Source organism: Streptomyces sp. NPDC007088 (assembly GCF_042869355.1).
Taxonomy (GTDB): Bacteria; Actinomycetota; Actinomycetes; order Streptomycetales; family Streptomycetaceae; genus Streptomyces.
This window is the reverse complement of sequence record NZ_JBIAFO010000012.1, coordinates 57560-81062: the sequence shown is the minus strand read 5'-3', so window position 1 is coordinate 81062 and position 23503 is coordinate 57560. Positions and strand designations below refer to the sequence as shown.

21 protein-coding genes, 1 tRNA gene and 1 riboswitch are annotated in these 23503 nt (G+C 73.2%); of the genes, 11 read left to right on the top strand and 11 right to left on the bottom strand.

Translation table 11 applies throughout. The features are described 5' to 3' along the window. Positions 1-221 precede the first annotated feature (221 nt). The gene (locus tag ACFYMP_RS20360) at positions 222-1562 is read left to right on the top strand and encodes an LLM class flavin-dependent oxidoreductase (protein ID WP_388859252.1); all 1341 of its coding nucleotides are present in this window, start codon (positions 222-224) and stop codon (positions 1560-1562) included. A gap of 296 nt (positions 1563-1858) precedes the next feature. Beyond that, a complete protein-coding gene (locus ACFYMP_RS20355) occupies positions 1859-2365 on the top strand; it encodes a DoxX family protein (RefSeq protein WP_388859250.1) in 507 nt (168 codons plus the stop codon). Positions 2366-2570: 205 nt separating this feature from the next. Here the strand turns inward: ACFYMP_RS20355 and ACFYMP_RS20350 are convergent, their stop codons facing one another. Continuing rightward, complete coding sequence (locus tag ACFYMP_RS20350) at positions 2571-2948, bottom strand: MerR family transcriptional regulator (RefSeq protein ID WP_388859247.1); 378 nt, start codon at positions 2946-2948, stop codon at positions 2571-2573. A 170-nt stretch (positions 2949-3118) separates the two neighbouring features. On the opposite strand from ACFYMP_RS20350, the gene ACFYMP_RS20345 reads away from it, so the two are divergent. After that, complete coding sequence (locus ACFYMP_RS20345; RefSeq protein WP_388859244.1) at positions 3119-4192, top strand: alkene reductase; 1074 nt, start codon at positions 3119-3121, stop codon at positions 4190-4192. 39 nt (positions 4193-4231) lie between these two features. Here ACFYMP_RS20345 and ACFYMP_RS20340 read toward each other — a convergent pair whose 3' ends face one another. The 4 genes from ACFYMP_RS20340 to ACFYMP_RS20325 form a co-directional block, all read right to left on the bottom strand. Continuing rightward, positions 4232-4642 carry a RidA family protein gene (locus tag ACFYMP_RS20340; RefSeq protein WP_388859241.1) on the bottom strand — a complete coding sequence of 137 codons (411 nt, stop codon included), beginning with the start codon at positions 4640-4642 and terminating at the stop codon, positions 4232-4234. A gap of 132 nt (positions 4643-4774) precedes the next feature. Beyond that, positions 4775-5479, bottom strand: coding sequence for a thiamine phosphate synthase (gene thiE, locus ACFYMP_RS20335; protein ID WP_388859238.1), 705 nt, complete (start codon positions 5477-5479; stop codon positions 4775-4777). Beyond that, positions 5476-6288, bottom strand: coding sequence for a hydroxyethylthiazole kinase (gene thiM, locus ACFYMP_RS20330; protein WP_388859235.1), 813 nt, complete (start codon positions 6286-6288; stop codon positions 5476-5478). The genes thiE and thiM overlap by 4 nt, the downstream gene beginning before the upstream one ends. 30 nt (positions 6289-6318) lie before the next feature. After that, positions 6319-7740, bottom strand: a complete 1422-nt coding sequence (locus ACFYMP_RS20325; protein WP_388859232.1) for a purine-cytosine permease family protein — start codon at positions 7738-7740, stop codon at positions 6319-6321. Further along, positions 7732-7826: riboswitch (TPP riboswitch) on the bottom strand. It overlaps the preceding gene by 9 nt. A gap of 497 nt (positions 7827-8323) precedes the next feature. Here ACFYMP_RS20325 and ACFYMP_RS20320 point away from each other — a divergent pair. Next, on the top strand, positions 8324-9424 hold the full coding sequence (locus tag ACFYMP_RS20320) for a glutamate--cysteine ligase (RefSeq protein ID WP_388859230.1): 1101 nt from the start codon (positions 8324-8326) through the stop codon (positions 9422-9424). Positions 9425-9589: 165 nt separating this feature from the next. Here the strand turns inward: ACFYMP_RS20320 and ACFYMP_RS20315 are convergent, their stop codons facing one another. Both ACFYMP_RS20315 and ACFYMP_RS20310 read right to left on the bottom strand, forming a co-directional pair. After that, positions 9590-11623 (bottom strand): M4 family metallopeptidase, encoded by a 2034-nt coding sequence (locus ACFYMP_RS20315; protein WP_388859227.1) that lies wholly within the window; start codon positions 11621-11623, stop codon positions 9590-9592. A 1050-nt stretch (positions 11624-12673) separates the two neighbouring features. Beyond that, the gene (locus ACFYMP_RS20310; protein ID WP_388859224.1) at positions 12674-12985 is read right to left on the bottom strand and encodes a DEAD/DEAH box helicase; all 312 of its coding nucleotides are present in this window, start codon (positions 12983-12985) and stop codon (positions 12674-12676) included. Positions 12986-13287: 302 nt separating this feature from the next. Between ACFYMP_RS20310 and ACFYMP_RS20305 the strand changes: the two genes are divergently transcribed. From ACFYMP_RS20305 to ACFYMP_RS20285, 5 genes are all read left to right on the top strand, one after another. Further along, positions 13288-13590, top strand: coding sequence for a hypothetical protein (locus ACFYMP_RS20305; protein WP_388859221.1), 303 nt, complete (start codon positions 13288-13290; stop codon positions 13588-13590). A 138-nt stretch (positions 13591-13728) separates the two neighbouring features. Continuing rightward, positions 13729-14454, top strand: a complete 726-nt coding sequence (locus tag ACFYMP_RS20300; RefSeq protein ID WP_388859218.1) for a TetR family transcriptional regulator — start codon at positions 13729-13731, stop codon at positions 14452-14454. A gap of 311 nt (positions 14455-14765) precedes the next feature. After that, positions 14766-16424, top strand: a complete 1659-nt coding sequence (locus tag ACFYMP_RS20295) for an MDR family MFS transporter (RefSeq protein WP_388859670.1) — start codon at positions 14766-14768, stop codon at positions 16422-16424. Between the two features lie 156 nt (positions 16425-16580). Continuing rightward, entirely contained in the window at positions 16581-16982 is a 402-nt protein-coding gene (locus ACFYMP_RS20290) for a hypothetical protein (RefSeq protein ID WP_388859215.1), read from the top strand. A 4-nt stretch (positions 16983-16986) separates the two neighbouring features. Continuing rightward, the gene (locus ACFYMP_RS20285) at positions 16987-17874 is read left to right on the top strand and encodes a cobalt-precorrin-6A reductase (RefSeq protein ID WP_388859212.1); all 888 of its coding nucleotides are present in this window, start codon (positions 16987-16989) and stop codon (positions 17872-17874) included. Between the two features lie 53 nt (positions 17875-17927). Here the strand turns inward: ACFYMP_RS20285 and ACFYMP_RS20280 are convergent, their stop codons facing one another. The 3 genes from ACFYMP_RS20280 to ACFYMP_RS20270 all read right to left on the bottom strand — a co-directional run bounded on the left by ACFYMP_RS20280 (position 17928) and on the right by ACFYMP_RS20270 (position 21500). Then, positions 17928-20030, bottom strand: a complete 2103-nt coding sequence (locus ACFYMP_RS20280) for an MDR family MFS transporter (RefSeq protein ID WP_388859667.1) — start codon at positions 20028-20030, stop codon at positions 17928-17930. 110 nt (positions 20031-20140) lie between these two features. After that, a complete protein-coding gene (gene cobF, locus ACFYMP_RS20275; protein WP_388859210.1) occupies positions 20141-20917 on the bottom strand; it encodes a precorrin-6A synthase (deacetylating) in 777 nt (258 codons plus the stop codon). A 52-nt stretch (positions 20918-20969) separates the two neighbouring features. Further along, on the bottom strand, positions 20970-21500 hold the full coding sequence (locus ACFYMP_RS20270; RefSeq protein ID WP_388859207.1) for a DUF309 domain-containing protein: 531 nt from the start codon (positions 21498-21500) through the stop codon (positions 20970-20972). A gap of 99 nt (positions 21501-21599) precedes the next feature. Here ACFYMP_RS20270 and ACFYMP_RS20265 point away from each other — a divergent pair. Continuing rightward, a tRNA-Pro gene (locus ACFYMP_RS20265) sits at positions 21600-21673 on the top strand. Between the two features lie 251 nt (positions 21674-21924). Here ACFYMP_RS20265 and ACFYMP_RS20260 read toward each other — a convergent pair. Further along, positions 21925-22401 (bottom strand): hypothetical protein, encoded by a 477-nt coding sequence (locus ACFYMP_RS20260; RefSeq protein ID WP_388859205.1) that lies wholly within the window; start codon positions 22399-22401, stop codon positions 21925-21927. A 194-nt stretch (positions 22402-22595) separates the two neighbouring features. On the opposite strand from ACFYMP_RS20260, the gene ACFYMP_RS20255 reads away from it, so the two are divergent. Continuing rightward, positions 22596-23174 (top strand): CGNR zinc finger domain-containing protein, encoded by a 579-nt coding sequence (locus ACFYMP_RS20255; RefSeq protein ID WP_388859202.1) that lies wholly within the window; start codon positions 22596-22598, stop codon positions 23172-23174. Positions 23175-23503 lie beyond the last annotated feature (329 nt).

The following is a 23503-nucleotide window of genomic DNA, read 5'->3' as shown; positions in this document are numbered from 1 at the left end:
TGACTCGCCGACCCGAACGGCGCTCCGCCGAGGTGGGGTGGTGAGCGCCGAGCCCGGTCGTGCCCCGGCCGCCCGTGCGACACCTGCCGTCCGGCGCGGACCCGCCGCCCGCCGCTCCTCCCCGTCCCCCCGCACTCCGGAACGCGCCGGTTCCCAGGGGTGCGGGAAGCCGAAGTGGTGGCGCCGCCCCTTGCTTTGAACCTGTCGCCGAGAGGACTCCCATGCCCCGTAAGCTCCACCTCGCCCTGCACCCGTACGGTGTCGGCGGCCCCGGCCAGCACGGACTCTGGAAGGACCCGCGGGTCGCGAAGAACGCCAGCGTCGACATCCACTACTACATCGGTCAGGCGCAGGCAGCCGAACAGGCCCTGTTCGACGCCTTCTTCATCGTCGACAGTCAGTTCATCAACGCCACCTACCCGGCCCACTACCTCAACCGCCTCGAACCCCTCACCCTGTTGTCCGCGGTCGCCACCCACACGCGCCGTATCGGCCTGGTGGGCACGGCCAGTTCGACCTACAACTCGCCCTTCAACCTCGCCCGCCGCCTCGCCTCCCTCGACCACATCAGCGCGGGCCGGGCCGGCTGGAACGTCGTCACCAGCTTCGACACCGGAACGGCCCGGAACTTCGGTCTGGACGAACACCTCGACTACGCCACCCGCTACGGCCGCGCCCTCGAATTCGTCGAGGTGGCGAAAGGGCTGTGGGACTCCTACGAGGACGACGCGTTCCCCGCCGACGTCGAGCGCGACGTCTTCCTCGACCCCGGCAAACTGCACACCCTCGACCACGCCGGCGAGCACTTCCGCGTGGCGGGCCCGCTCAACCTCGCGCGCTCCCCGCAGGGCCGGCCCGTGATCTTCCAGGCCGGGGTCTCCGAGGAGGGGCGCGACCTCGCCGCCCGGGTCGCCGAGGGTGTCTACGCCCCCGGAGGCTCCCTGGAGCAGGCGCGCGAGTACTACGCCGACGTCAAGCGCCGCACCGCGTCCCACGGCCGCGATCCCGAACACATCAAGATCTTCGTCCACGCCGACCCCGTCGTCCGGGCGACCGACGAGAAGGCGGGACGTCGCGAACAAGAGATCCGGGAGGAGGACCGGGACTTCGCGCGCAACCTCGCGCTCCTCGGCCGGTCCTTCGGTGCCTACGACTTCAGCGGGCACGATCTGGACGCCCCCTTCCCCGACATCGGGCACCTGGCCGAGAAGGGGGGCAGGACCGGAGCCGCCAGAATCATCCAACGGGCCCGTGCGGAGAATCTGACGCTCCGTCAAGTCGTCGAGTCGGTGGGCGAGTCCCGTCGATCGCCGTTCGTCGGGGCGCCGGAGACCGTGGCCGACGAGATCGGGCGCTGGTTCGTCGCCGGCGCCTTCGACGGCCTCAACCTCGCCTTCCGCAACGACGAGGACCTCGGCCGCTTCGTCGACGGTGTCGTGCCGCTCCTGCAAAAGCGTGGGCTCTTCCGTACCGAGTACGAGGCGGACACCCTGCGCGGCCACCTCGGCCTGCCCTTTCCCGTCAACAGGCACAGCGCGCGGGCCGGTACCCCGCGGGGCTGAGACCGCGAAGGGCGGCGGACGCCCGGAGGCCCGGGGCGGAGCGTTCACATGATCCGGCCGAAAAGGCTGGGTGACCCGGACGTTGCGCGCCGCGTCTCCCGCGTCCCTCCGCCGCCGGGCCCGGGAGGCGCGGGGCGGGGCGGTGGTCAGGAGGGTCCCGGCCCGCGCGCGGCGGGGAGACGCGGACGCGGGGGCCGGGGGGGTGTATCCAATGGCTGAATGTTGAACTTGCAAGCATTATTTAGGCGTGCCTAAGTTGTGATCTCCATTCGGTCCCCACCCGGAGGAGCACCCCCATGCCCCCGTATCTGCTGCACCGCGCCCAGCCCTACGTCCTCGGGCTGTTCAGGATCGTCGTCGGCCTCCTCTTCGCCTTCCACGGAAGCGCCTCGCTGTTCGGATTCCCCGGCGGCCGGGGCGGGACCGTCCCGGCGGGAGAATGGCCCGGCTGGTACGCGGCCGTGATCCAGCTCGTCGGCGGTCTGCTGGTGCTGGCCGGTCCGGGCACCCGGACCGCCGCGTTCATAGCCTCCGGCTCCATGGCCTTCGCTTACTTCCACGTGCACCAGCCGCAGGCCCTGCTGCCGCTCCAGAACGGGGGAGAGCCCTCGGTGCTGTTCTGCTGGGCGCTGCTCCTGCTGGTGTTCACCGGCCCCGGGGCGCTGTCCCTGGGACAGCTGTGGGCCCCTCGCGCCACGCGGGCCGGTGCGTCGCCCGTCGTCGAGGCTCCGGTCACCGCCGAAGGCGGCACCGCTTACGGCCGGCCCGGCGGTGTCACCTCGCCCGCCCCGCTCGGCAAATGACCTCGGGAGGCGGTGCCGGGCGTCCACCGGCGCCGCCTCCCGTGCGGGCCGCCCCGGCCGCACCCCTCTTCGCGGACGAGCGGGCCGGCCGTTCCCGGCCGGCCCCCCGGCCCCCTGCCCCGGGGGACCCGCCCGCGCACGAACTCCACGCGCGGGGCCGGGAGCTGGGCCCTCGCGCGGAATTGGCCACCGGGCGGCGGGGGCGTCAGCGGGGCGTGGACGGGAGCAGTCGCTCGCGGTGGGCGCGCGAGATCGCCACCACCTCGTCCAGGGCGTCCCGCGTACGGGTCAGCTCCTCGATGTGCCGCGAGAGCCGCTCACGCTCCTGGGCCATCCGCTCCAGCGCCGCGTCCGAGTTCGCCGCGCTCGGTGAGTCCACGCAGGGCAGCAGCTCCGTGATCGTACGGCTGGAGAGCCCGGCCGCGTACAGGCGCTGGATGAAGCGCACCCGCTCGACGTGGTCGAGCGTGTAGTGCCGCTGGCCGCCGGAACTGCGCGTGCTGGTGAGCAGCCCCTGCTCCTCGTAGTAGCGCAGCGAGCGCACGCTGACGTCCGCGCGCGCCGCGAGCTCCCCGATCCGCATGACGACCTCCTGTTGTGTGCGTGTGTGCGTGTGTGCGTGTGTGTGGGTCCCCGCCCCTGACCGAGCCGGTTGTGAAGCGCGCCACACGACTTGCCTCTGACGTCAATGTCAGGTTCTAGCGTAAGGGCGTGTCCCGGAACCAGGGCACGGCGTTAACGAGGAGAACCGACATGACCACCCTTTTCGACCGTTATCAGCTGGGCCGCCTGACCCTGCCCAACCGTGTGGTGATGGCCCCGATGAGCCGTGTCCGGGCCGCCGCGGGCGGGCTCGCGACCTCGTCCATGGCCACCTACTACGCCCAGCGCGCCACGGCGGGACTGATCGTGACCGAGGGCGTCCAGCCCAGCGTGGTGGGCCAGTCGAATCCCGGGACGCCCGGACTGCACACCGACGAGCAGACCGCCTCGTGGCGCACGGTCACCGACGCCGTGCACATCAACGGCGGCCGGATATTCGCCCAGATCATGCACGGCGGACGCGTCTCGCACCCGGACACCACCGGTCACGTGCCCGTCGGCCCGTCCGCCGTCCCCGCGGCCGGCAACGTCTTCACGCCGAGCGGCCCGCAGCCCGCGCCCGTCCCTCGTGCCCTGGAGACCGCCGAGGTGCCCGAGCACGCCGAGTCCTACGCCTCGGCGGCCCGCCGCGCGGTGGAGGCCGGCTTCGACGGGGTGGAGCTGCACGGCGCCAACGGCTACCTGATCTCACAGTTCCTGTCCTCGAACGCGAACCTGCGCACCGACCGCTACGGCGGCTCCGTGGCCGGCCGCATCCGGTTCGCGGTCGAGGCGGTGACCGCGACCGTCGAGGCCGTCGGCGCGGACCGCACCGGTGTCCGGCTCTCGCCGGGCGGCGGCTTCTGGGGCGTCGAGGAGACCGAGGTCACCGAGGTGTACACCGCGCTCCTCACGGAGCTGGCGCGCCTCGGCCTGGCCTACGTCCACCTGGAGGCGACCGCGGACGAGGCGGTGCTGTCGCGGCTGCGCCACGTGTGGCCGGGCACGCTCGTCATGAACCCGGTGCTGCCGATGGGGCCGAAGCAGACGGGTCGCGAGGACGCCGACCGCTGGCTCGGTCTCGGCGCGGACCTCATCAGCTTCGGTCGCGGCTTCATCGCCAACCCCGACCTCGTCGAGCGACTGCGCGCCGGTCTGCCGCTCGCGCCCGTCGACGAGGCCACCTACTACCAGGGCGGGGACGCCGGGTACCTGACGTATCCGGCGTACCCGTACGGCGCCTGAGGGCGGGGCGCTGGTACGGGGCGGCCCGCCCTCCTCGTCTCAGTCCGGCAGCGCGACCGTCAGGTCCACCTCGACGAGCTGGCCGGTGAAGCCGAGCTGGGCGACGCCGAGGAGCGTACTGGCACTGGTGAACGCCGGCCCCAGCGCCGAACCGGTGAGCCGGCGCCACGCGGTGCCCAGCACCCCGCTGCTGTCGCTCCGGACGTAGACGACCGAGCGCACCACCTGATCCGGCCGCGCGCTCACCGCCGCGAGGGCGGTGAGCGCGTTCGCCACCACCTGATCGATCTGGAGGTCCAGCGCTCCGGGGCCGACCAGGCGGCCGTCCAGGTCCAGAGGGCACTGGCCCGCCAGATGGGCCGTGCGCCCGCTCTCCACCACGGTGACGTGGTGATAACCGGGGGTGGCGTGCGACTGCTCAGGATTGATGCGGCTGATCCTTGGTGTCATACCGGTCAGCCTGGCCCCACGCGGGCCGGCCTGTCACTCGCTTTACGTGAGACCGCGCAGACAAGCGGGTTCCCGGAGCCTTCCCCCGGAGACCCGGGCCCCGCGGGTGCGCCGGGCCGGGCCCCGGTGCAGTCACCGGACCGGGGCCGCCCCGCGCGCCCAGGCCCGCGCGTACTGTTCGGCGGCGGCGCGCGGGTCGGCGGCCGCGCAGATCCCCGAGACCACCGCCGCGCCCGCCGCTCCGGCCGCCCGCAGCGGCGGCAGATCGGCCGGGAGGACGCCGCCGATGGCCACGGCGGGCGGTACGCCGAGTGCCACGAGCCGGGCGAAGCCCTCGTGTCCGAGGGCGGGCGGGGCGTCCGCCTTCGTGGCGGTCACGCGCAGTGCCCCGATGCCCACATGGCCGACGCCGGCCGGACTCGCGGCGGCGGACCGCAGCTGCGCCGGGGTCGCCGCGCTCAGTCCGAGCACGGCGTCCTCACCCACCAGCGCCCGTACCGACTCCGGCGGCAGGTCCGACTGGCCGACGTGCACGCCGGTGACCCGGGCGCCCGCCGCGCGCGCCGCGAGGAACACGTCGACGCGGTCGTTGACGATCAGCGCGACCCGCTCCGGCAGGACGGCCGCGACCTCCAGCACCGTGTCGAGGAACGCGCGCCCCGACGCGTCCTTCTCGCGGACCTGCACCGCCGTCACCCCGCCCGCCACGGCGAGCGCCACGGTCGCGGCGACGCTCCGGCCTCGCGCCGCGCACTGCGCAGCGTCCGTCACGAGGTACACCGAGAGGTCCACCGGCGGCCGCCCCACCGCGCCCGCGCTCTCCTCGGGCCCGGTCACGACAGCCGCGCCCGCCGGTCGAGGTCCGCCCCGGTCAGCCCCGCGAGGGCGTCGAGGAAGGACACCGCGAAGGAGCCCGGCCCCGCCGACCGGGGCACCGCGAGCTCGGCGGCCACCGTGTACGCGGCGACCGCCGCGACCGTCGTGGCGAAACGGTCCCCGTCCACCGACGCGTACGCGGCCAGCACCGCGCCGAGCGCGCAGCCGCCCCCGGTCACCCGGGTCAGCAGCGGGTCGCCGTTGGCCACCCGGGCGGTGCGCTCCCCGTCGGTGACGAGGTCCACCGGCCCGGACACCGCGACGACGGCGCCCGAGGAAAGGGCCAGTTCACGGGCCGCTTCCGCCGCCGCCTCGACGTCCTGCGCCGCGTCCACGCCGCGCCCGCCGCCGCCCGCGCCGGCCAGCGCCATGATCTCCGAGGCGTTGCCCCGCACCACGGCCGGCCCCAGGGCCAGCAACTCGTGCGCGAGCGCCGTACGCACCGGCAGGGCGCCGATCGCGACCGGGTCCAGGACCCACGGCGTCCCCGCCTCGCCCGCCGCCCGTGCCGCCTCGGTCATCGCGGTGCGCTGCTCCGCGTGCACCGTGCCGAGATTGACGAGGACCCCGGAGGCGACCCGCGCGAAGGCCCCCGCCTCCACCGGGATGTCCACCATCGCGGGCGCCGCGCCGAGCGCCAGCAGCGCGTTGGCGGTGAAGTTGGTGACGACCGTGTTGGTCAGGCACTGCACGAGCGGTTCCCGGGCGCGTACCCGGTCGAGGGCCGCGCGGCTGAAGGGGAGCAGGTCGGAGCGGTTCGCGGAAGGCATGGGGTCTCTCCGGTCGTTCGGTGGTCCGGGCTACGCACCACCGCGGCGGCGCGAACGCAGCCGTAGCGGTACGTAGGCGAGCAGGGCGACGAGGAAGGCCACGTAGTACGCGAGGTCCGCGCCGTGCAGCGCCTCGGCGACGGGGCCGACGTACAGCGAGGTGTTCATGAAGGGGACGGCGGCGGCGAAGGCCACGAGGAAGGCCAGCGGGGCGGGCCACCAGGGTTGCGGACGCGCCGCCTCGGCCGACAGGTCCACCGGGGCGCCGCCGCGCTCCCGCGCCCGCACGAGCCAGTCGACGGCCACGACGGCGACGAAGCCGGGAATCCAGTACCCGACGAACAGCAGGACGTTCTGGAAGCGGGCCGCCGTGTCCGCCGCGTGCATCCACAGCACCAGCGGGAAACCGAGCGCCGCCGCGAGGACCGCCGCGAACGGGCGGGGCACACGCACCCCCACCGTCTGGAGCGCGAGCGAACCGCTGTAGTCGTTCATCGCGTTGCTGCACAGCGCGGCGAGCGCCACCGCGAGCAGCCCGAAAGCGCTCAGCGCGCCGCCGCCGAGCAGTTCGTCCACGCCCTTCGCGGTCTGGTCGGTGAACACCGAGGCACCCCACAGCCCGAGCGACTGCACCGCGACGAAGGACAGCCCGATTCCGAGCAGCGTGTACCAGAACATGCGCGGCCGGGAGGTCTCGCGCGGAAGGTAGCGGCTGAAGTCGCTCGCGTACGGCGCCCAGGACAGGGACAGGCTCAGCGCGACCGTCGAGGTGAGCACGATCGCGCCGAAGCGGTCCAGCCCGTGCACGCCGCTCGTGGTGACCGGTTCGGCCCCGTCGAGCAGCTTCACCGCGAGCACCGCGAAAGCCACCGCCAGCGCGAAGGACATGACCTTCTGGAGGCGGTGGATCGCCTCGTACCCGAGCGCGCCGACCAGCCCCTGGCCCGCCATCATGACGAGCACCCCGATCCAGAACGGCCAGCCCAGCAGCCGCGCCAGCGCGTCACCGCCGAACAGCCCGATCAGGGCGTCCCAGGCCACCGAGGACAGCCACTGGAGTATCCCGGGCAGGGCGACCGCCTTGCCGAAGGCCAGTGTCGACAAGGGGAGTTGACCGGCTCCGGTCCGGCTGCCCCAGGTCCCGAGCCAGGCCGCCGGCACCGCGCCGAGCAGGGTGCCGAACACGACGGCGGCCAGCGCCGTGGCGAAGTCCAGTCCGAGCACCGCGCCCAGCGTGCCGGTGAACACCCCGGTCATCGTCAGATTGGGCGCGAACCACACGGTGAACAGCCGGCCGGGACCGCCGTAGCGGTGCGACTCGGGGACGGGAGTGATCCCGCGCGCCTCCATCCGCAGATCGCCCGGCGCCGAGGGCATCCGGCCGTCGAAGACGGAGCGTTCCGTGGTGGTGTGCTGTTGCGAGGAGCCGTCGAAGACGTGCGGCAACGACATGAGAGACATCCCTCCGCCAGTACGAGCTGGTTCAGGTTCGACGGGTGTGATCTCAGCCCCCGAGTGGGGCACCCCGTGTCCGGTACGCCGGCAAGGGTAACGCCTGACCCGCCACCGCCGGTGGGACGGGTGGGGCGGCCGGGGCGTCGCGACCACCCGGAACCGGGCTCCCGACCCGCACCGCTACGCGGTTTCCGGTCGTGCGCCCGGTGTCCGGAGGCGAGCGTTCCGTGCGCCGGGGCGCCCGGAATGCGCTCTCGACCACGCGCACGGCGCGCAGGACAGTGGAAGGCACCGTCCGCGCCCTTTGGGCCCCCACCCCTCAAGCCCTGAGGCCCCGGCGGTACGGGGACCCGCCCCAGGCACCGGCACGAGACCGCCGCCCCGCACCGTTCCCGTGTACGCCCGCCCGCACCGTTCCCGTGTACGCCCGCCCGCACCGCCGTCCCGTTCAGCGACCGCAGCACCGCCCGCCGCCCCGGCGCCCGCACGTCCGGGGCCCGTCCACCCGCTCCCCACCCGGAGGACCACGCATGATCAGTGACGAAGTGTTCATGCTCCACCGCGACCCGGGCGGCCCGCGATGAGCGCCCCGGCCGACGCGCCGCCCACCCTGGGGGCCGAGGAGGAGTTCCTCCTCGTGGACCCGGACAGCCTCGTCCCGGTCGAAGGCGCCGCCGACCTCCTCACCGCCCACCGCAGGCTGCACCCCGACGAGGCGGCCACCGCCCCGCAGCGCGAACTGCTCACCAGCATGATCGAGACGACCACCCCGGTCTGCGCGGATCTCGCCTCGCTGGGCGCCGAGACCGCCGCGGCCCGTGCGCGCCTCGTGGAGGCCGCCGAGAAGGCCGGGGCCCGCGTGCTGGCCAACGGCACCTCCCCGCGCCCCGCCCCGCCGCGCCCGGAGAGCGAGGCGCCGCACTACCGCAACGTCGCCGACCTGTACCGGTTGCTGGCCCGGGGGACCGAGACCTGCGGTTGCCACGTCCACGTCGGCGTCGCGGACCGCTCCGCCGCCGTCACCGCGCTCAACCACCTGCGCCCCTGGCTGCCCGTCCTGCTCGCGCTGTCCGCCAACTCGCCGTACGAACACGGCGTCGACACGGGCTTCGCGAGCTGGCGCACGATGGTCCTCTCGCGCTGGCCGACCACCCAGATCCCGCCCTACTTCGAGTCCGCGCAGCACTACGACGTGACGTACGCGACGCTCTACGGCACCGGGGTGCTGCCCGTCCGCGCGACCAACGCCTACTGGCTGGCCCGGCCCTCCTCGCACGTGCCGACCCTGGAGATCCGGGTCGCCGACGTCATGCCGACCGTCGAGGAGGTCGTCCTCCAGGCGGGCCTCAGCCGCGCCCTGGTGACGACCGCCCTGCGGGCCGACGCCGCCGGGGCGCGGGCGCCCCGGGTCCCCGACCACGAGGTGGCGGCCTCCCTGTGGACCGCCGCCCGCTACGGCCTGGGCGGACCGCTGGTCCACCCGGTGAGCGGCACCCCCGTCCCCGCCGCCGAAGCGGTGCGCGCCCTGCTCGACCACGTGGGCGCCGCCCTGGAGTCGGCGGGCGACCGGGAGCGGGTCACGGCGACGGCCGAGGACCTGCTCACCCGGGGCAGCCCCGCCGAACGGCAGCGCGCGGTCACCAAGGAACCGGGCGAGATCGGGGAACTCGGCCTGCTGTGAGCCGGGCACGCGCGCCGGCTCCCGCCGCCGGCTGCGCTACGAGGGCTCCCGCCGCCGCCTCCCGCGCGGCGGTCCGCGCCCCGGCGGGCGCACGGCGAGGCCGCCCCCGCCCGCGGCACTCGCCGCGGGCGGGGGCGGCCTCGTGGGGCTCGCCGCGCTGAGGGTTTACGGGAAGGTCAGTGACCAGCCGTTGATCGTGCCCTTGTCGCCCGAGTAGACGTCCTGGACCTTGAGCTTCCAGGTGCCGTTCGCCGCGACCGCCGAGGCGTTCACGGTGTACGTGTCGGTGACGTTGTCGGCCGAGTCCGAGGAACTGGAGTTCTTCAGCCGGTAGCTCGTGCCGCTCGGCGCGACCAGATCGACCACGAGGTCACCCCGGTAGGTGTGCGAGATGTCCACCGCCACCTTGAGGTTCGAGGGAGCGTTGCCGGTGCGTCCGGTGACCGCTATCGAGGAGGTGACCGCCGCGCCCGCGTCCGGCACCGCGACCTTCGTGGTGCTGGAGAACACCGTGCCGGTGCCGCCGCCGCCACCGCCGGAGCGGGCCCCGACGTTGATGCCCGCCCAGGCGTCCTGGACGGCCTTGTACTCGGCCGAGGTCGCCCCGTAGAGCGAGGAGGCCGCCGCGAGCGTCCCGGTGCGCGCCGAGGCGTAGTTGGTGGTCGAGGTGAACTGCGTGGTCAGCGCCTTGTACCAGATCTGGAGCGCCTTGTCGCGGCCGATCCCGGTGACCGGGAGCCCGTCGGAGGTCGGCGAGTTGTAGCTGACCCCGTTGACCACCTTCGCGCCGCTGCCCTCGGACAGCAGGTAGAAGAAGTGGTTGGCCGGACCGGAGGAGTAGTGCACGTCCAGCCCGCCGAGGGAGGAGGACCAGTAGTCCTTGGACGCGCCGTCCTTGCTCGGCTTGTCCTGGTAGCGCAGCGGCGTACCGTCGCCGTTGATGTTGATCTTCTCACCGATCAGGTAGTCACCCGGGTCGGTGGCGGTGTTGGAGTAGAACTCCACGCCGGTGCCGAAGATGTCGGACGTGGCCTCGTTCAGGCCCCCGGACTCCCCGCTGTAGTTGAGCCCGGCGGTCTCGGAGGTGACGCCGTGGCTCATCTCGTGCCCGGCCACGTCCAGGGCCGTCAGCGGCGCGGCGTTGCCCGCGCCGTCGCCGTACGTCATGCAGAAGCAGCTGTCGTCCCAGAACGCGTTGACGTAGTTGTTGCCGTAGTGCACCCGCGAGTACGCGGCCACCCCGTCGCCGCGGATACCGCTGCGCCCGAAGGTGTTCTTGTAGAAGTCCCAGGTCTCCTGGGCGCCGTAGGCCGCGTCGGCGGCCGCGGTCTCCACGTTGGTGCCGACGCCGTTGCCCCAGACGTCGTCCGGCCCCGAGAACAGGGTCCCGGTGCCCGAGGTCTTGTTGGCCAGGTTGTACGTCTTGTGGTTGCCGCGCGAGGCGTCCGTCAGGTTGTACGTCGAGCCCGACTTCGTCGTCGTGAGCGTCACCGTGCCGCTGTACTGCGTGTTGCCGGTGCCGTTCTCGATGGCCTGGTACTCCCAGAGCTTCTTGCCGGTCGCGGCGTCCGTCACGACGTGCAGCTCGTTGGGGGTGCCGTCCTCCTGGAGGCCGCCGACGACCGTCTCGTAGGCCAGGGTCGGGGTGCCCCCGGCCAGCCAGACGACCTTGCGCGGGGCCTGGTCGGTGACCGCCTTCTCGGCGCCCTTCGACGCGGCGGCGCTCAGCGCCTGCTTCTGCGCGGTGGCCGGCTTCACCTCGGCCTTGGTGTTCACCCCGGTCAGCCGGGCACGCGAGGCGCGGCTGACGGCCTCCGTCTTCCCGGCCGGGGAGGTGGCCACCACGAGGTCGCCGCCGAGCACCGGCAGACCGTCGTAGGTGCGCTCGTAGCGGGTGTGCAGCGTCCCGTCGCGGTCCTTGACCACGTCACGGACGACGAGTTTCTCCTTGGCGCCGAGGCCCAGTCCGTCGGCGGCCTGTGCCGTCTTCGCACTTGCCTCACGCAGCAGTTGGGCCCGCTGGGCGGGCGTCAGCTGCGCGGGAAGCGCGCCGGGGTGGACCTTGCCCGCCACCGGCTGCGCGGCAGGCGCGGGGGCCGCCGAGGCGACCCCCGTCTGCACGGCGGCGGTGAGCAGGGCGGAGACGGCGAGCAGGGCGCCACCGGTGGCGGCGGCGCGTCTCGGGGAGGTTCGTCTCAAGGGAAGGACTCCTTCTACGGGCCGCGGGCAAGCGGCCGGCGGGGGATGACCAGACCGCGAACGGGGGCGGTGGGACGAAGGCCCTCGTCGTGGCCGAGGGAAGAGTGGCAGTCCGCCGGGGTACTTGTCAGGGGCGCTTCAGGAGGTTGGCGGATTCCGTTCGTCTCCCGGACTCCGGCCACCGCTATACGGACCCGTGCCGGGAAAAGACTTGGGAAAGAGTCCACGCCACCCGGCGCCCGAAGTGCCCGGCTTGGGAGGTCATGACATGAACCTGCAATGCGGCCGCGACAAAAAAGGCCCCCACTTGCCCCGCTGTTCCGCTTCGTCCGTGTGGGGCAGCGCGCTACGCGCATAGACCGGAGGTTTGAGCCCCGCCCGGCCGGATATCGACCTCTCCGCCCGCAGGGGGAGAACCGGCCCGGATGCGCGTCCGGAGGACACGCCGGGAATCCAGGGCGTGCCCTCCGCGATCGGGCGCCTCACCTGCGTGTGGCGAGTGAGGCGCCGTATGCGGCACGCGATCCGGGAGGCGCGAGTGACCTCGCTCGCCCGGCTCATCGGTACGCCTGAGTCCGGAGCGGCGCAAGGGAGAGGTGAGGTGCTGGAACGAGAGGCGCGCACCGCGTCGGTGCGGCGAGGGACGGGCGAGGGAGCGCGGTGGACGGGCCGTGGCCCCGCCGGGTGGAGGTGGAGCGGGTGTGCGGGCGCGGGAGAGCGGCGCCTCGACGCGGGACCTGTCGGCAGGGGAGGGGCCCGGTGTCCGCGGCCGGCCGCGCTCCGCCCGCCCGGGACCGTTGCCGGGCTACCGCGACACCCCACCGGGCCCGGCGCCGACAGCCCTCGCGCATCGCTGTACTGGCGCCCCCGGGAGTCACCCTCACGTGCCTTCCGGGGTCGCCCTCAAGGGAAGGCGCCGCCTGGCGAAGCCGCCGTCAGGCTCACCCTCGGCCGGAGGGCGGCGGCATCGACGGCGCGACCCGGCGGCCCGGGACACGACGGAGCCGTGCGGTGCGCTTCGTGCGCCGCACGGCTCCCGGGCCCGCCCGTCTACTCGTCGTAGTGCGTGGGCGGGTAGGGCGAACGGTCCTTGCGGGCCTGGAGCTGGTCGGGCGTCAGCTCGCCCTGCCTGACCTCCTTGTCCACCTCCGTCTTCTCCTCGCGGTACTGCTCGCTGTCGGTCAGCCGCGTACGGGGGCGCGTGTCCGTGGCCGGTGGCACCTGCGCGGGGTTGTAGGCATCGATCCCCTCGGCGACCCGCTCGTCCTCGGTGCGCTCGGCGAGGCGGTCGTCGTCGGGCCTGCGTGGCATCCCGCGCGTGCCCTCGTTGGTGTGGGGCTGCTCGCGACGGTGCTTGGACATCGGTGGCCTCCTGGGGTTCGCGCGGCGGGCGTGCAGGCTGCTCGCGCCTCGTTCAAGCCTCCCACCGGTGGAAAACCTGTCAAACGCTGAGGAAAGCCGTGCGCCATGTCCGGGCCGGGCCGGCGTGACACCCCACCGGGACGCGTTCGGCACGCGCTCGGGACGCGCTCGGGATGCGCTCGCGGGCGCGTCGGCGGAGCCTGGGCAGTGCAGGCCGGGCGGCCGGCCCCGTACGCCTTCGCGCGGCGGGTGAGGATCAGGGTGTACGCCGCGCGCGCACGCCCAGGGGAGCGTGCAGGTCCATGCGTCAGTACGAAGGTCCCGCCCTGCTCGTGGCGGAGGGAGCCGGTCCGGCCGCGACGGAGATCGACGTCGTCGTGGCGGTCACCGTGCGGGAGCCCGTGGACGGTGCGGAGGGCGAGGGGGAGCCCTGGAGCGCCACCCTGGAGTCCGCGACGGGCAGTGGCGCCCTGTCAGGGCTGGCCGGCCGCGCCCTGATCCTGCGGTTGCCCGACGGCGGAGAAGGCGAGGTGCTCGTCGACTGGGTCGGCGGCGACACCGGCGACTCGGCCCGCGCCACGGGGAACGGTGCCGCCCCGTTGTGAGGCCGGCGGTGGGACTCGGCCCGCGCGCCACGGGGAACGGTGCCGCCCGGTCGTGAAGCCGGCGGGTCGCGGCCGTGTCACGGTGCCTCCGTGGTGGCGTGACCGGCGAAGTTTGCGCATCCTGCATCTTTGCCTACCATGCAACATGTGACGAACACCGAGACGCGGCCGGGGCTGCGGGAGCGCAAGAAGCAGGCCACCCGCAACGCCATCGCCGAGGCCGCCGTGCGGCTCGCCGCCGAGCACGGGGCGGAGAACGTCACGGTCGAGGCCATCAGTGAGGCCGCGGGCGTCTCCCCGCGCACCTTCTTCAACTACTTCAGCGGCCACGACGACGCGTTCGTCATGATCGACGACGAGGTCGGCGCCCGGATCAGGCAGTACGTGCGCTCGGCCCCCGCCGACCGCGCCCCGCTCGACATCGTCCACGCGGCCCTCAGCGCCGAACTCGGCGCCTTCGAGGACCGGCAGGAGCTGTGGGCTTTGCAGGCGAAGGTGCTCCAGCGTTCCCCGCACCTCGTCCTGCGCGGCATCAACGCGCACATGGCCGACGAACAGGCCCTGGCCAGGGCCCTCATGGACTGGCTCACGGGCGCCCCCGCCAGCGGTACGGCCGCGCGGGAACCGGCCGGTCCCGGGGGCGGCGGACCGCAGGGGCCGCCGGGACAGGGCGGCCACGACCTCGACCTCTACCCCCGGCTGCTGGCGGCGGTCGCGCACACGGCGGTACGCGTCGCCGTCGAGCACTGGTGCGCGCACCCCGAGGAACACGCGCTGGTGGCCACCTTCCACGAGGTCTTCGCCCAGTTGGCCGAAGGGCTGCCGGAGCCGCCGGAGAACGGCCGGGCCCAGCGGGGCTCCTGAGCCCCGCCGGGCCGCCGCCGCTCCGCCCGCCGGGGCGACGGAGGCCGGCCCGGCGCCGCCACCCCCGCGAACACCACGACCGGGCACCGGACCGGCCCCGGGAGCCGGGCTCGACGGCTCGCGCACACGGCCCGGCCCACCAGCCGGCCCCCGCACGTCCAGCGCCGCGCCGAACCGCTTCCGCACGGGTCCGGCCGCCGCCCCACCGGGCCCGTCGCACGGCCCGGCACCATCCACCCCCGCGTACTGCTCAGTACCTGAAGAAGGACACCGTGACCGCAACGCAGGCGCCCGAGAAGGCGCCGACCTCCATGGACAACCGGCAGATACTCCAGGCGATGTCCGGCCTGATGGCGGGCATGTTCGTCGCCATCCTCGCGAGCACCATCGTCGCCAACGCCCTGCCGCGCATCATCGCCGACCTCGGGGCCAGCCAGTCCTCGTACACCTGGGTCGTCACCTCCGAGCTGCTCGCGATGACGGCCACCGTCCCGCTCTGGGGCAAGCTCGCCGACCTCTTCAACCAGAAGCTCCTGCTCCAGCTCTCGCTGAGCCTGTTCGTGGTCGGCTCCCTCGTCGCGGGCTTCTCGCAGGGCGTCGTCACCCTCATCCTCAGCCGCGTCATCCAGGGCGTCGGCGCGGGCGGTCTCACCGCGCTGGCCCAGATCGTCATGGCCGCCGTGATCCCGCCGCGCCGGCTCGGCAAGTACGCCGGTATCTTCGGCGCCGTCTTCGCGATCGGCACCGTCGCCGGGCCCCTGGTCGGCGGTGTCCTCGTCGACACCTCGTGGCTCGGCTGGCGCTGGTGCTTCTTCATCGGTGTGCCCTTCGCCCTGGCCGGCATCGTGCTGCTCCAGCGCACCCTGAAGCTGCCGACCGTGCGCCGCGAGGTCAGGATCGACTGGCTCGGGGCCTTCCTCATCGTGGCCGGCATCTGCTCCCTGCTGATCTGGACCTCCCTGGCGGGCAACGACTTCGACTGGGCCTCTTGGCAGACCGCCGCGCTCGTCACCCTCGGCGTGGTGCTGCTGCTCGCCGCGGTCCTCGTGGAGTCCCGGGCCGCCGAGCCGGTCATCCCGCTCGGCATCTTCCGCAACCGCACCGTGACGCTCACGACCGTCGCGAGCTTCTTCGTCGGCATCGCGATGTTCGCCGGGTCCGTCTTCCTCTCCCAGTACTTCCAGGTCTCGCTCGGCAAGAGCCCGACCGTCGCGGGCCTCATGAGCCTGCCGCTCATCGGCGGTCTGCTGGTGTCCTCCACCGTCGCCGGGCAGATCATCAGCGCGACCGGCAAGTGGAAGGCCTACCTGATCGCCGGCGGTGTCGTCATGACGGCCGGTCTCGGCCTGCTCGGCACCATCGGCGCCGACACCTCCTTCGGCACCCTCAGCATCTACATGGCCGTCATGGGGATCGGCGTCGGCATGCTGATGCAGAACCTCGTGCTCGCCGCGCAGAACGACGTCGACGCCCACGAGCTGGGCGCCGCGACCTCCGTCCTGTCCTTCTTCCGCAGCCTCGGCGGCACCATCGGCACCAGCGTCCTCGGCGCGATCCTCGCCAACCGGGTCGCGAGCGAGATGACCAAGGGGCTCAAGGACGCCGGGGTCCCCGCGCAGGGCGGAGGTGACGGCGGGGGCGCCGTGCCCGACATGACGAAGCTGCCCGCACCGCTCAAGGAGATCGTCGAGCACGCCTACGGAGTCGCGACCGGCGACCTGTTCATGGTCGCCACGCCCTTCGCCTTCCTCGCCCTGGTCGCGGTCCTCTTCATCAAGGAGAAGCCGCTCAAGACGACGAGCGGCATGCAGCGACTGGCCGCCGAGGAGGAGGCCGCGGCACGGGACACGGACGAGGCGGCGCGGACCGCCCCCGAGGACGCCGCCCCCGTCGACGCGGCCCCGGTCCCCGCGCCGCGCGAGCCGGCCGACCTCGGGAAGCGCTCCACCTCCTCCCCGACCACCGACTGACCCCGTCCGTCCGCTCGTGGGGCCCGCACCGTCACCCGGCCGTGCGGGCCCCACAGGCGTACCGCAACCCGGCGGACGCGACGGCGCACGGAGCGAGAAGGGCGGGCGCCGCGATCCCGGCGCGGACCGCGCGGCGGGAGGCTCTAGCCTCGTGCCATGGACTACGACGAGCAACAGCGCGACATCATCCTGCGCATCATCGGCCTGCTCACCGCCTCCGCCGAGTGGATGCGGGAGGCGGGCACCGAAGCGGAGGACGAGGACGACCTGAGCCGCCTGGGACTCGTCGGTGACCTCATCAAGGAGGTCCTGCCCGCCGTGGAGATCCCGGAGCAGACCCCGGTCTCCGAACTCGGCACCGTCATCGGCGAACAGATGAGCGTCGCCCTCACCCGGCTCGCCGCCGGATTCGTCTTCACTTGGTCCGAACTCGCCGAGGTCCACGACAGCGGCCGCACCGATCTCGGCTCCGCCGACGTCCTGCGCGAGATGGCCCTCCAGATCGAGAGCCACCGCGGCGAGGGCCCGCGGCCGGGCCCCGGCGACGAGGACGCCTGAGCCGATGCGCCCTCCGCGGCCCGAGGCCGGACAGCACACACCCGCCCGGGAGGCGCCGGGCCGGGACGCGGGCCGGGACGCGCCCGCCCAACGGGCGTCGGGCCGGGGTCTCCACGTTCTCGTCCTCGGCGGCACCACCGAGGCCCGCGCCCTGGCCGCCGCCCTCGATCCGCGGCCCGGGACGCGGGTCACCACCTCGCTCGCCGGCCGGGTCACCGCGCCCGCCGCCCTGCCCGGTGCCGTCCGCGTCGGCGGCTTCGGCGGCCCCGGGGGCCTCGCCGAGTGGCTGCGCGCGCACGAGGTGGACGCCCTGGTCGACGCGACCCACCCCTTCGCCGGCACCATGAGCGGCCACGCGGCGAGCGCCGCCGCGCGCACCGGCACCCCGCTGCTGGTCCTGCGCCGCCCCGGCTGGCGGGAGCAGCCCGGTGACCGCTGGGAATGGGTCGACTCCGCCGAGGAGGCGGCCCGCCGCCTGAGCGCGTACGGCCCCAGGGCGCTGCTCACGACCGGCCGCGGCAGCCTCGCCGCGTTCGCCGCGATCGACACCCACCACTTCCTCGTCCGGGCCGTGGAGGAGCCGCGACCGCCCACCCCCCGCCACCTGGAGGTCCTGCTCGACCGGGGGCCCTACACGCTGGAGGCGGAACGCGCGCTGCTGCGCGAACACCGGGTCGACGTCCTCGTCACCAAGGACAGCGGCGGCACCGCGACCGCCGCCAAACTCACCGCCGCCCGCGAACGCGGACTCCCCGTGCTGATCGTCCGCCGCCCCGCCCCGCCCGCCGGTGTCCCCGTCACCCACGACGTGCCGCAGACCCTGGAACAGCTGGCGCGGATCATCCGGCCGACCAGGCCCGCGGCGGGGGAGTGGACCGCCGGGAGCACCTGAGCCACGGGTCCACCCACCACTCCCACGCACGTGATCCCACTCGCCGTCCGCCGTCAGTCGCCCCCGCCACCGGCTGCTCTCACCAGCGACCGGGGCGGGCTGCCGCGTCCCTCCGCCGTCCCGTCGCCGAGGTCCTCGGCCACCAGGCGCTTCGCGATCGAGTCCACGGCCGCCCGCAGATCCGCACCGCTCGGCCGGCCCTGATCCCGCTCCAACTGCCCGCGCAGCCAGTCGGCCCACGCCCGGGTGATGGTGTCCGCCTCCCGCTTCCCCGCGGCGGTGTGCGACAGCAGTGAGCCCTCCCGGGTCAGATAGCCCTCCTCGACCATGCGGTCGAACACGGGGAAGAGCACCTCCGGCGGGATTCTGCGGCGCGAGGCGATCACCCCGATGCTCGCGAAACCCACGAGCCGTGTGAACAGCTCGACCTGCATGACCGCCCAGGCCCCCGCCCTGTCCAGCCGTGTTTCGGAGCCGTCCACCAGTTTGCGCGCCGTGTCCGGGCGGGCCGCGAGCAGCAGCTTCGCCACGGCCAGTTCGAGCAGCGGCCGCGAGTCCGCGCCCGAGGGGGAGGCGAAACCCTCACCCATGTCGGAGGACCCCAGGCGGGAGCTGTCGCGCAGCTTGACCTCCTTGAGGAACAGCGCGACCAGGAACCCGAACACGGCGACCGGCACCGTGCACAGGAACACGGTCTGGAGGGACTCCGCGTAGGCGTGCACGAGCGGACCGCGCGCGGCTCCGGGCAGCGCGTGCAGGCCCTCCGGGCTCCGCGCCGCCCGCGACAGCGTCACCGGGTCCAGCCGTCCCGCCCCGGCCGCCTCCCGCACCCCGTCCCGCAGGTGCGGGGTGAGGGAGTTCGCGTAGATCGTGCCGAACACGGCGGTGCCGAAGGAACTGCCGAGCGTCCGGAAGAAGGTCACGCCCGAGGTCGCCGTACCGAGGTCGGAGTAGTCCACGGTGTTCTGCACCGCGATCGTCAGCACCTGCATGGACAGACCGATCCCGGTGCCCAGCACGAACATGTACAGCGACTCCAGGAACACCCCCGAGTCGTTGTCCATGGTCGACATCAGGAACAGCCCGAGCCCCATCACGAGCGTCCCCACGACCGGGAACCACCGGTAGTGACCGGTCTTGCTGACGACGTTGCCGCTGAACACCGAGGCGATGAGCAGCCCGATCACCATGGGCAGCGTCCGCACCCCGGAGATCGTCGCCGAGTCCCCGTCCACGTACTGCAGGTACGTCGGCAGGAAGGTGAGCGCGCCGAGCATCGCGAAACCCACCACGAAGCTGAGGATCGCGCACACCGTGAACACCGGGTTGGCGAACAGCCGCATCGGCAGCATCGGCTGGGCGGCGCGCGTCTCCACCCAGCAGAACAGCGCGAGCGCCAGGACGCCGCCCGCGAACAGCCCGATGACGGTCGCCGACCCCCACGCGTACTGGTTGCCGCCCCAGCTCGTCGCGAGGATCAGCGCGCTCGCCCCGATCGCGATCAGCGCGATCCCGAGGTAGTCGATGGCCGGTTTGACCGCCGACTTCACCGCCGGGATGTTCCGCGCCGCCGCGATGACCACCACGATCGCGATGGGCACGTTGACGTAGAAGGCCCAGCGCCAGGTCAGGTGGTCGGTGAACACCCCGCCCAGCAGCGGCCCGACGACCGTCGCCACCCCGAAGACCGCCCCGATCGCGCCCTGGTACTTCCCGCGTTCCCGTAGCGGGATGACGTCGGCGATCAGCGCCATCGCCGTCACCATGAGGCCGCCCGCACCGATGCCCTGAACGGCCCGCCACAGGATCAGCAGCAGCATGTTCGAGGCGAGACCGCACAGGAAGGAACCGGTGATGAAGATGATCGCGGAGATCTGGAAGACGACCTTGCGGCCGAAGAGATCGCCGAACTTGCCGACCAGGACCGTCGCCACCGTCTCCGCCAGCAGGTACGAGGTCACCACCCACGACATGTGCTCGGCGCCGCCGAGGTCCGAGACGATCGTCGGCAAGGCGGTGCCGACGATCGTCTGGTCGAGGGCGGCCAGCAGAATGCCCAGCACGATGGTGGCGAAGACGATGTTGCGCCGGCGCCGCTCCAGGACGGGCGGCTGCGGCGGCGCCGGACTCGGGACACTCTCGCGCGCGGTGGTCACATCGGCCAGCCTCACACCGCGTCACCTGGCCCGCACGGCGGAACGGTCCGCATGGCGGAGGCGCCCCGGAGTGCGCGCCGGACGGCCGGGGCCCGTGTCCGGGCCGGGTCTCAGCCCTCCCGGCGGCGCCGCAGCAGGTACGTGTCCATGATCCAGCCCTTGCGCTCGCGCTCCCGGGCGCGCAGCTCCACGATCCGCGGCGCGACCTCCCGCAGCGCCCCGGAGACGAGCACCTCGTCCGGGGTGCCCAGGTAGGCGCCCCAGAAGATGTCGAGGTCCTCCCGGTCCGCGTACGCGAGGAACCGCTGGTGCGCGTCGAGCATGACGACGACGTCCTCGGCCTCCTCGGGAAGGCCCTCCGCGAGCCGGCGTCCCGTGGTGACCTGCACCGCGCCACCCACCCGGTTCAGGCCCGTGCGGTGCCGCGCGGCCAGCGTGGACACCGAGCTGATCCCCGGCACCACCGTGCACTCGAAGGCGACCCCACCGCGCTCGCCCACCTCGGCGAGCATCCCGAGCGTGCTGTCGTACAGCGCGGGATCGCCCCACACGAGGAAGGCGCCCGTACCGTCCTCGTCCAGCTCCTCACGGATCAGCCGCTCGAAGATGTCGGCCCGCCGCGCCCGCCACGCGTCCACCGCCGGGGAGTAGGCGCTGCCCTGCGCCCGCCGGTCCCGCTCCGGGTCCCGCGAGCGCACCACCCGCCAGGAACCGTCCTGCGGCAGATGCGCGGAGAGCATCCCGAGCCGCAGATCACTCAGGTCCGCCTTCTCCTCGCCCTTGTCCAGCAGGAAGAAGACCTGGGTCTCACGCATGACGCGCACGGCCTGGAGAGTCAGCTGTTCGGGATCGCCCGCGCCGATCCCGATCACATGAATGGTTCGCACGCCCCCGAGTGTGCCGTACGCCCCGCGCCCCGCTCCCAGGGGTCCGCGCGCCTCAGCCCTCCGCTCGCAGGCGGGGAGCCTCCGCCGCCGCGTCGACCGCCTGGGGCAAGACGCCCCCACCCTGTCCCTCGACCCGCCCCGCAAGCGCTCGCGCCCACCCGCCGAGCCCGGCGAGATCCAGACCGTACGGGGACGGCGTCCCGGTCCCGGCGCTCCACTCCCCGAGCCCGGCGGCCCCGCGCAGCAACAGCCGGGCGCCCCCCTTGTCGTTGCCACGAGCCACGTGGGTGAGACCGACGGCGAGCTGGGCGAGCGCGCGCCACAACCCGCGTTCCCGGGGTGGACCGCTCTTCCACGCGTCCTCGAACACCTCGTGGGCGTGGAACGGCTTCCCCGCGTCGAGCAGCGCCTGCGCCTCGACGACCGTACGCTCGGGGGTCCGCACCACCCCCTCCGGCTGCCGCTCCACCCCGCCCGGCGCCCCGTGCTCCAGGGGCCGGCCGAGCCCGTCCCTGGGCCGCGCGTTCCGCGCCCGCCCCTCCTCGTCCCGGTCCCGGCCCTCAGGTGTCCGCGCAGTACTCATCCGGCCATTGTCCGCCCGCCCTCCCGTGTCACAAAGCCCCTCGGACGTGCGGTAATGTTCTTCCTGCACGACACGCGGGACACCCCGCGCGACGGGCATCGGGACGTGGCGCAGCTTGGTAGCGCACTTGACTGGGGGTCAAGGGGTCGCAGGTTCAAATCCTGTCGTCCCGACTGGAGACAGTCGCAGGTCAGGGCCGGTTTCGGAGGTATCCGAAACCGGCCCTCGGTCATTCTCGGGGACCAGTTGGGGACCGGCGCCCTTGACCGGGTTCGGCGGGGCACGACGAGCGGGCTCGCCGGCGAGCGAGGTGCGCGTAGCACGCTGAGGTGTGCGGAGAGCGCCGCCCCGGCGGCCGTGGTCTGGTGTACGCCGGGCGGACGGGGCCGGCTTCAGACACGCGGCCGGGGTCCTTGACGGAGGGTCAGCCGTTGATGACGGGCCACACCTCGGCGAGGCTCCGCGCGTCTGTCGCGTGGGTCTCGAACGTGACGACGCGGATGCCGTCCGCGCGGCGCGCCAAGGCGAAATGGACAGCCGTCCGCTCGATCTCCGAGCCGTCGGCCCGACGCCGGGACCAGAGCGAGTCGATGGCCGCGCCGTCCTTGTTGAAGATCACGGCGCGACGGTCCAGCACGACACTGTCGGCGTACCCGGCGGCGTGGAGCCGCGCCGTCATGGCCGTGAAGGCGCGGACGACGTCCTCGTCCGTCTCTGCCAGGGTGACGGGGCCGAGGTCGTTGCCGACCCAGAGCGGCGAGCCCCAGAAGCCGGAGATGAAGGCTGGGTCGCTGCCGCCACCGACCGCCTCGATGAAGGCCGGCATGTACTCATCGCTGAACCAGTGCATGAACTCTTCGTACGCGCCGTCGAGGCCGGCGCTCGTGAGGGTCTCGGACATGATGCGTTCCCCTTCTTCCCTGGACGGGCCCGGATCGCCGTCTTGGCGACCGGTCCTGCCGTTCAGCATGACATAGGCGTCAGCGTAACGCTTACGTCGCAGCTCCCGGCCGTCGGGCGGCGCCGTTCGCGGGGGCGAGACGCCGGAGTGGAGCGACTCTGGCACGGCCTGACAGAACCGAGTATGTTTTACGTATGTCTTTGTTGGGAGCGGCGCGGTACGGGGTCGATCAGGCGCCGGGAGGCATCTCGGTGGTCCAGGAGCTCCTGAACACGACCTCGAAGGGCAAGCCTCGCCTGCCTGACCTGTTGGGCGAGGGGGCCCTCGCGTCGGAATGGCTACAGGAAGTCCGGGGGGCGGCGATGGGCGGTGCTTCGCAGTCGTCCCTCGCTCCTCTGCGCGAGACCGATCTCCGGAGGCTGCGGGCTCTCCGGGAGGCTGTCGTCGCGTCCGTCACGGGTTCCCCGGCTGCGGGCATCCGGACCGACGTCGAGCTGTCCATGGACGCCGCGGGTCTGGTGGACGTGGTCCACCCCGAGCGCCCTGTCGCGTGGATCTTGTCGACCGTCATGGTGGAGGCGCTCCTCGCTCAGCGCTCCGGCGACTGGCGGCGGCTGAAAATCTGCGCCAACCCGGACTGCGACCTGAGCTTCTTCGACCGTTCCCGCAACAGGAGCGGCGTATGGCACGACGTCCACGTGTGCGGCAACGCCATCAACCTGCGGGCGTCCCGCTCTCGACGCCGCGCCGGGACCTCCGCCGCCAACTCCTGAAGGAAGGCGGAACCGTGTACCCACGTGACGGAACCGGGCCGAGTTCGCGGCCTTCGCCCATCCGGAGCGGCTGGTCGGCGCGTTCCGGCTGACGAGAGCGAAGGGCGCCGGACGGCCCACCGCTTGGAGGGGGGCGGGAGCGAGTCAGGTCGGCGGGGCGAAGGGCGGGCCAGGTGTACTGATCACGAGCGTTGTCACCACCGGCCGGGCTTGGTCATGGCGAAGACCTCCGGTGTGGTGGAGCTTTCCTGGCATCCGGGCACGCACCAGACCGGAGGGCTTCGTGTCCCACCACCGTGACGCCTGGCTTGCCGTTCACGGCGGGCGAA

Coding starts and splice junctions, on each gene's coding strand:
- ACFYMP_RS20360 (WP_388859252.1), top strand. CDS start 222: ATGCCCCGTAAGCTCCACCTCGCCCTGCACCCGTACGGTGTCGGCGGC.
- ACFYMP_RS20300 (WP_388859218.1), top strand. CDS start 13,729: ATGCAACATGTGACGAACACCGAGACGCGGCCGGGGCTGCGGGAGCGC.
- ACFYMP_RS20260 (WP_388859205.1), bottom strand. CDS start 22,401: ATGTCCGAGACCCTCACGAGCGCCGGCCTCGACGGCGCGTACGAAGAG.
- ACFYMP_RS20320 (WP_388859230.1), top strand. CDS start 8,324: ATGAGCGCCCCGGCCGACGCGCCGCCCACCCTGGGGGCCGAGGAGGAG.
- thiM (WP_388859235.1), bottom strand. CDS start 6,288: ATGCCTTCCGCGAACCGCTCCGACCTGCTCCCCTTCAGCCGCGCGGCC.
- ACFYMP_RS20355 (WP_388859250.1), top strand. CDS start 1,859: ATGCCCCCGTATCTGCTGCACCGCGCCCAGCCCTACGTCCTCGGGCTG.
- ACFYMP_RS20290 (WP_388859215.1), top strand. CDS start 16,581: ATGGACTACGACGAGCAACAGCGCGACATCATCCTGCGCATCATCGGC.
- ACFYMP_RS20305 (WP_388859221.1), top strand. CDS start 13,288: ATGCGTCAGTACGAAGGTCCCGCCCTGCTCGTGGCGGAGGGAGCCGGT.
- ACFYMP_RS20350 (WP_388859247.1), bottom strand. CDS start 2,948: ATGCGGATCGGGGAGCTCGCGGCGCGCGCGGACGTCAGCGTGCGCTCG.
- ACFYMP_RS20255 (WP_388859202.1), top strand. CDS start 22,596: ATGTCTTTGTTGGGAGCGGCGCGGTACGGGGTCGATCAGGCGCCGGGA.
- ACFYMP_RS20285 (WP_388859212.1), top strand. CDS start 16,987: ATGCGCCCTCCGCGGCCCGAGGCCGGACAGCACACACCCGCCCGGGAG.
- ACFYMP_RS20340 (WP_388859241.1), bottom strand. CDS start 4,642: ATGACACCAAGGATCAGCCGCATCAATCCTGAGCAGTCGCACGCCACC.
- ACFYMP_RS20345 (WP_388859244.1), top strand. CDS start 3,119: ATGACCACCCTTTTCGACCGTTATCAGCTGGGCCGCCTGACCCTGCCC.
- ACFYMP_RS20310 (WP_388859224.1), bottom strand. CDS start 12,985: ATGTCCAAGCACCGTCGCGAGCAGCCCCACACCAACGAGGGCACGCGC.
- ACFYMP_RS20325 (WP_388859232.1), bottom strand. CDS start 7,740: ATGTCGTTGCCGCACGTCTTCGACGGCTCCTCGCAACAGCACACCACC.
- ACFYMP_RS20295 (WP_388859670.1), top strand. CDS start 14,766: ATGGACAACCGGCAGATACTCCAGGCGATGTCCGGCCTGATGGCGGGC.
- ACFYMP_RS20270 (WP_388859207.1), bottom strand. CDS start 21,500: ATGAGTACTGCGCGGACACCTGAGGGCCGGGACCGGGACGAGGAGGGG.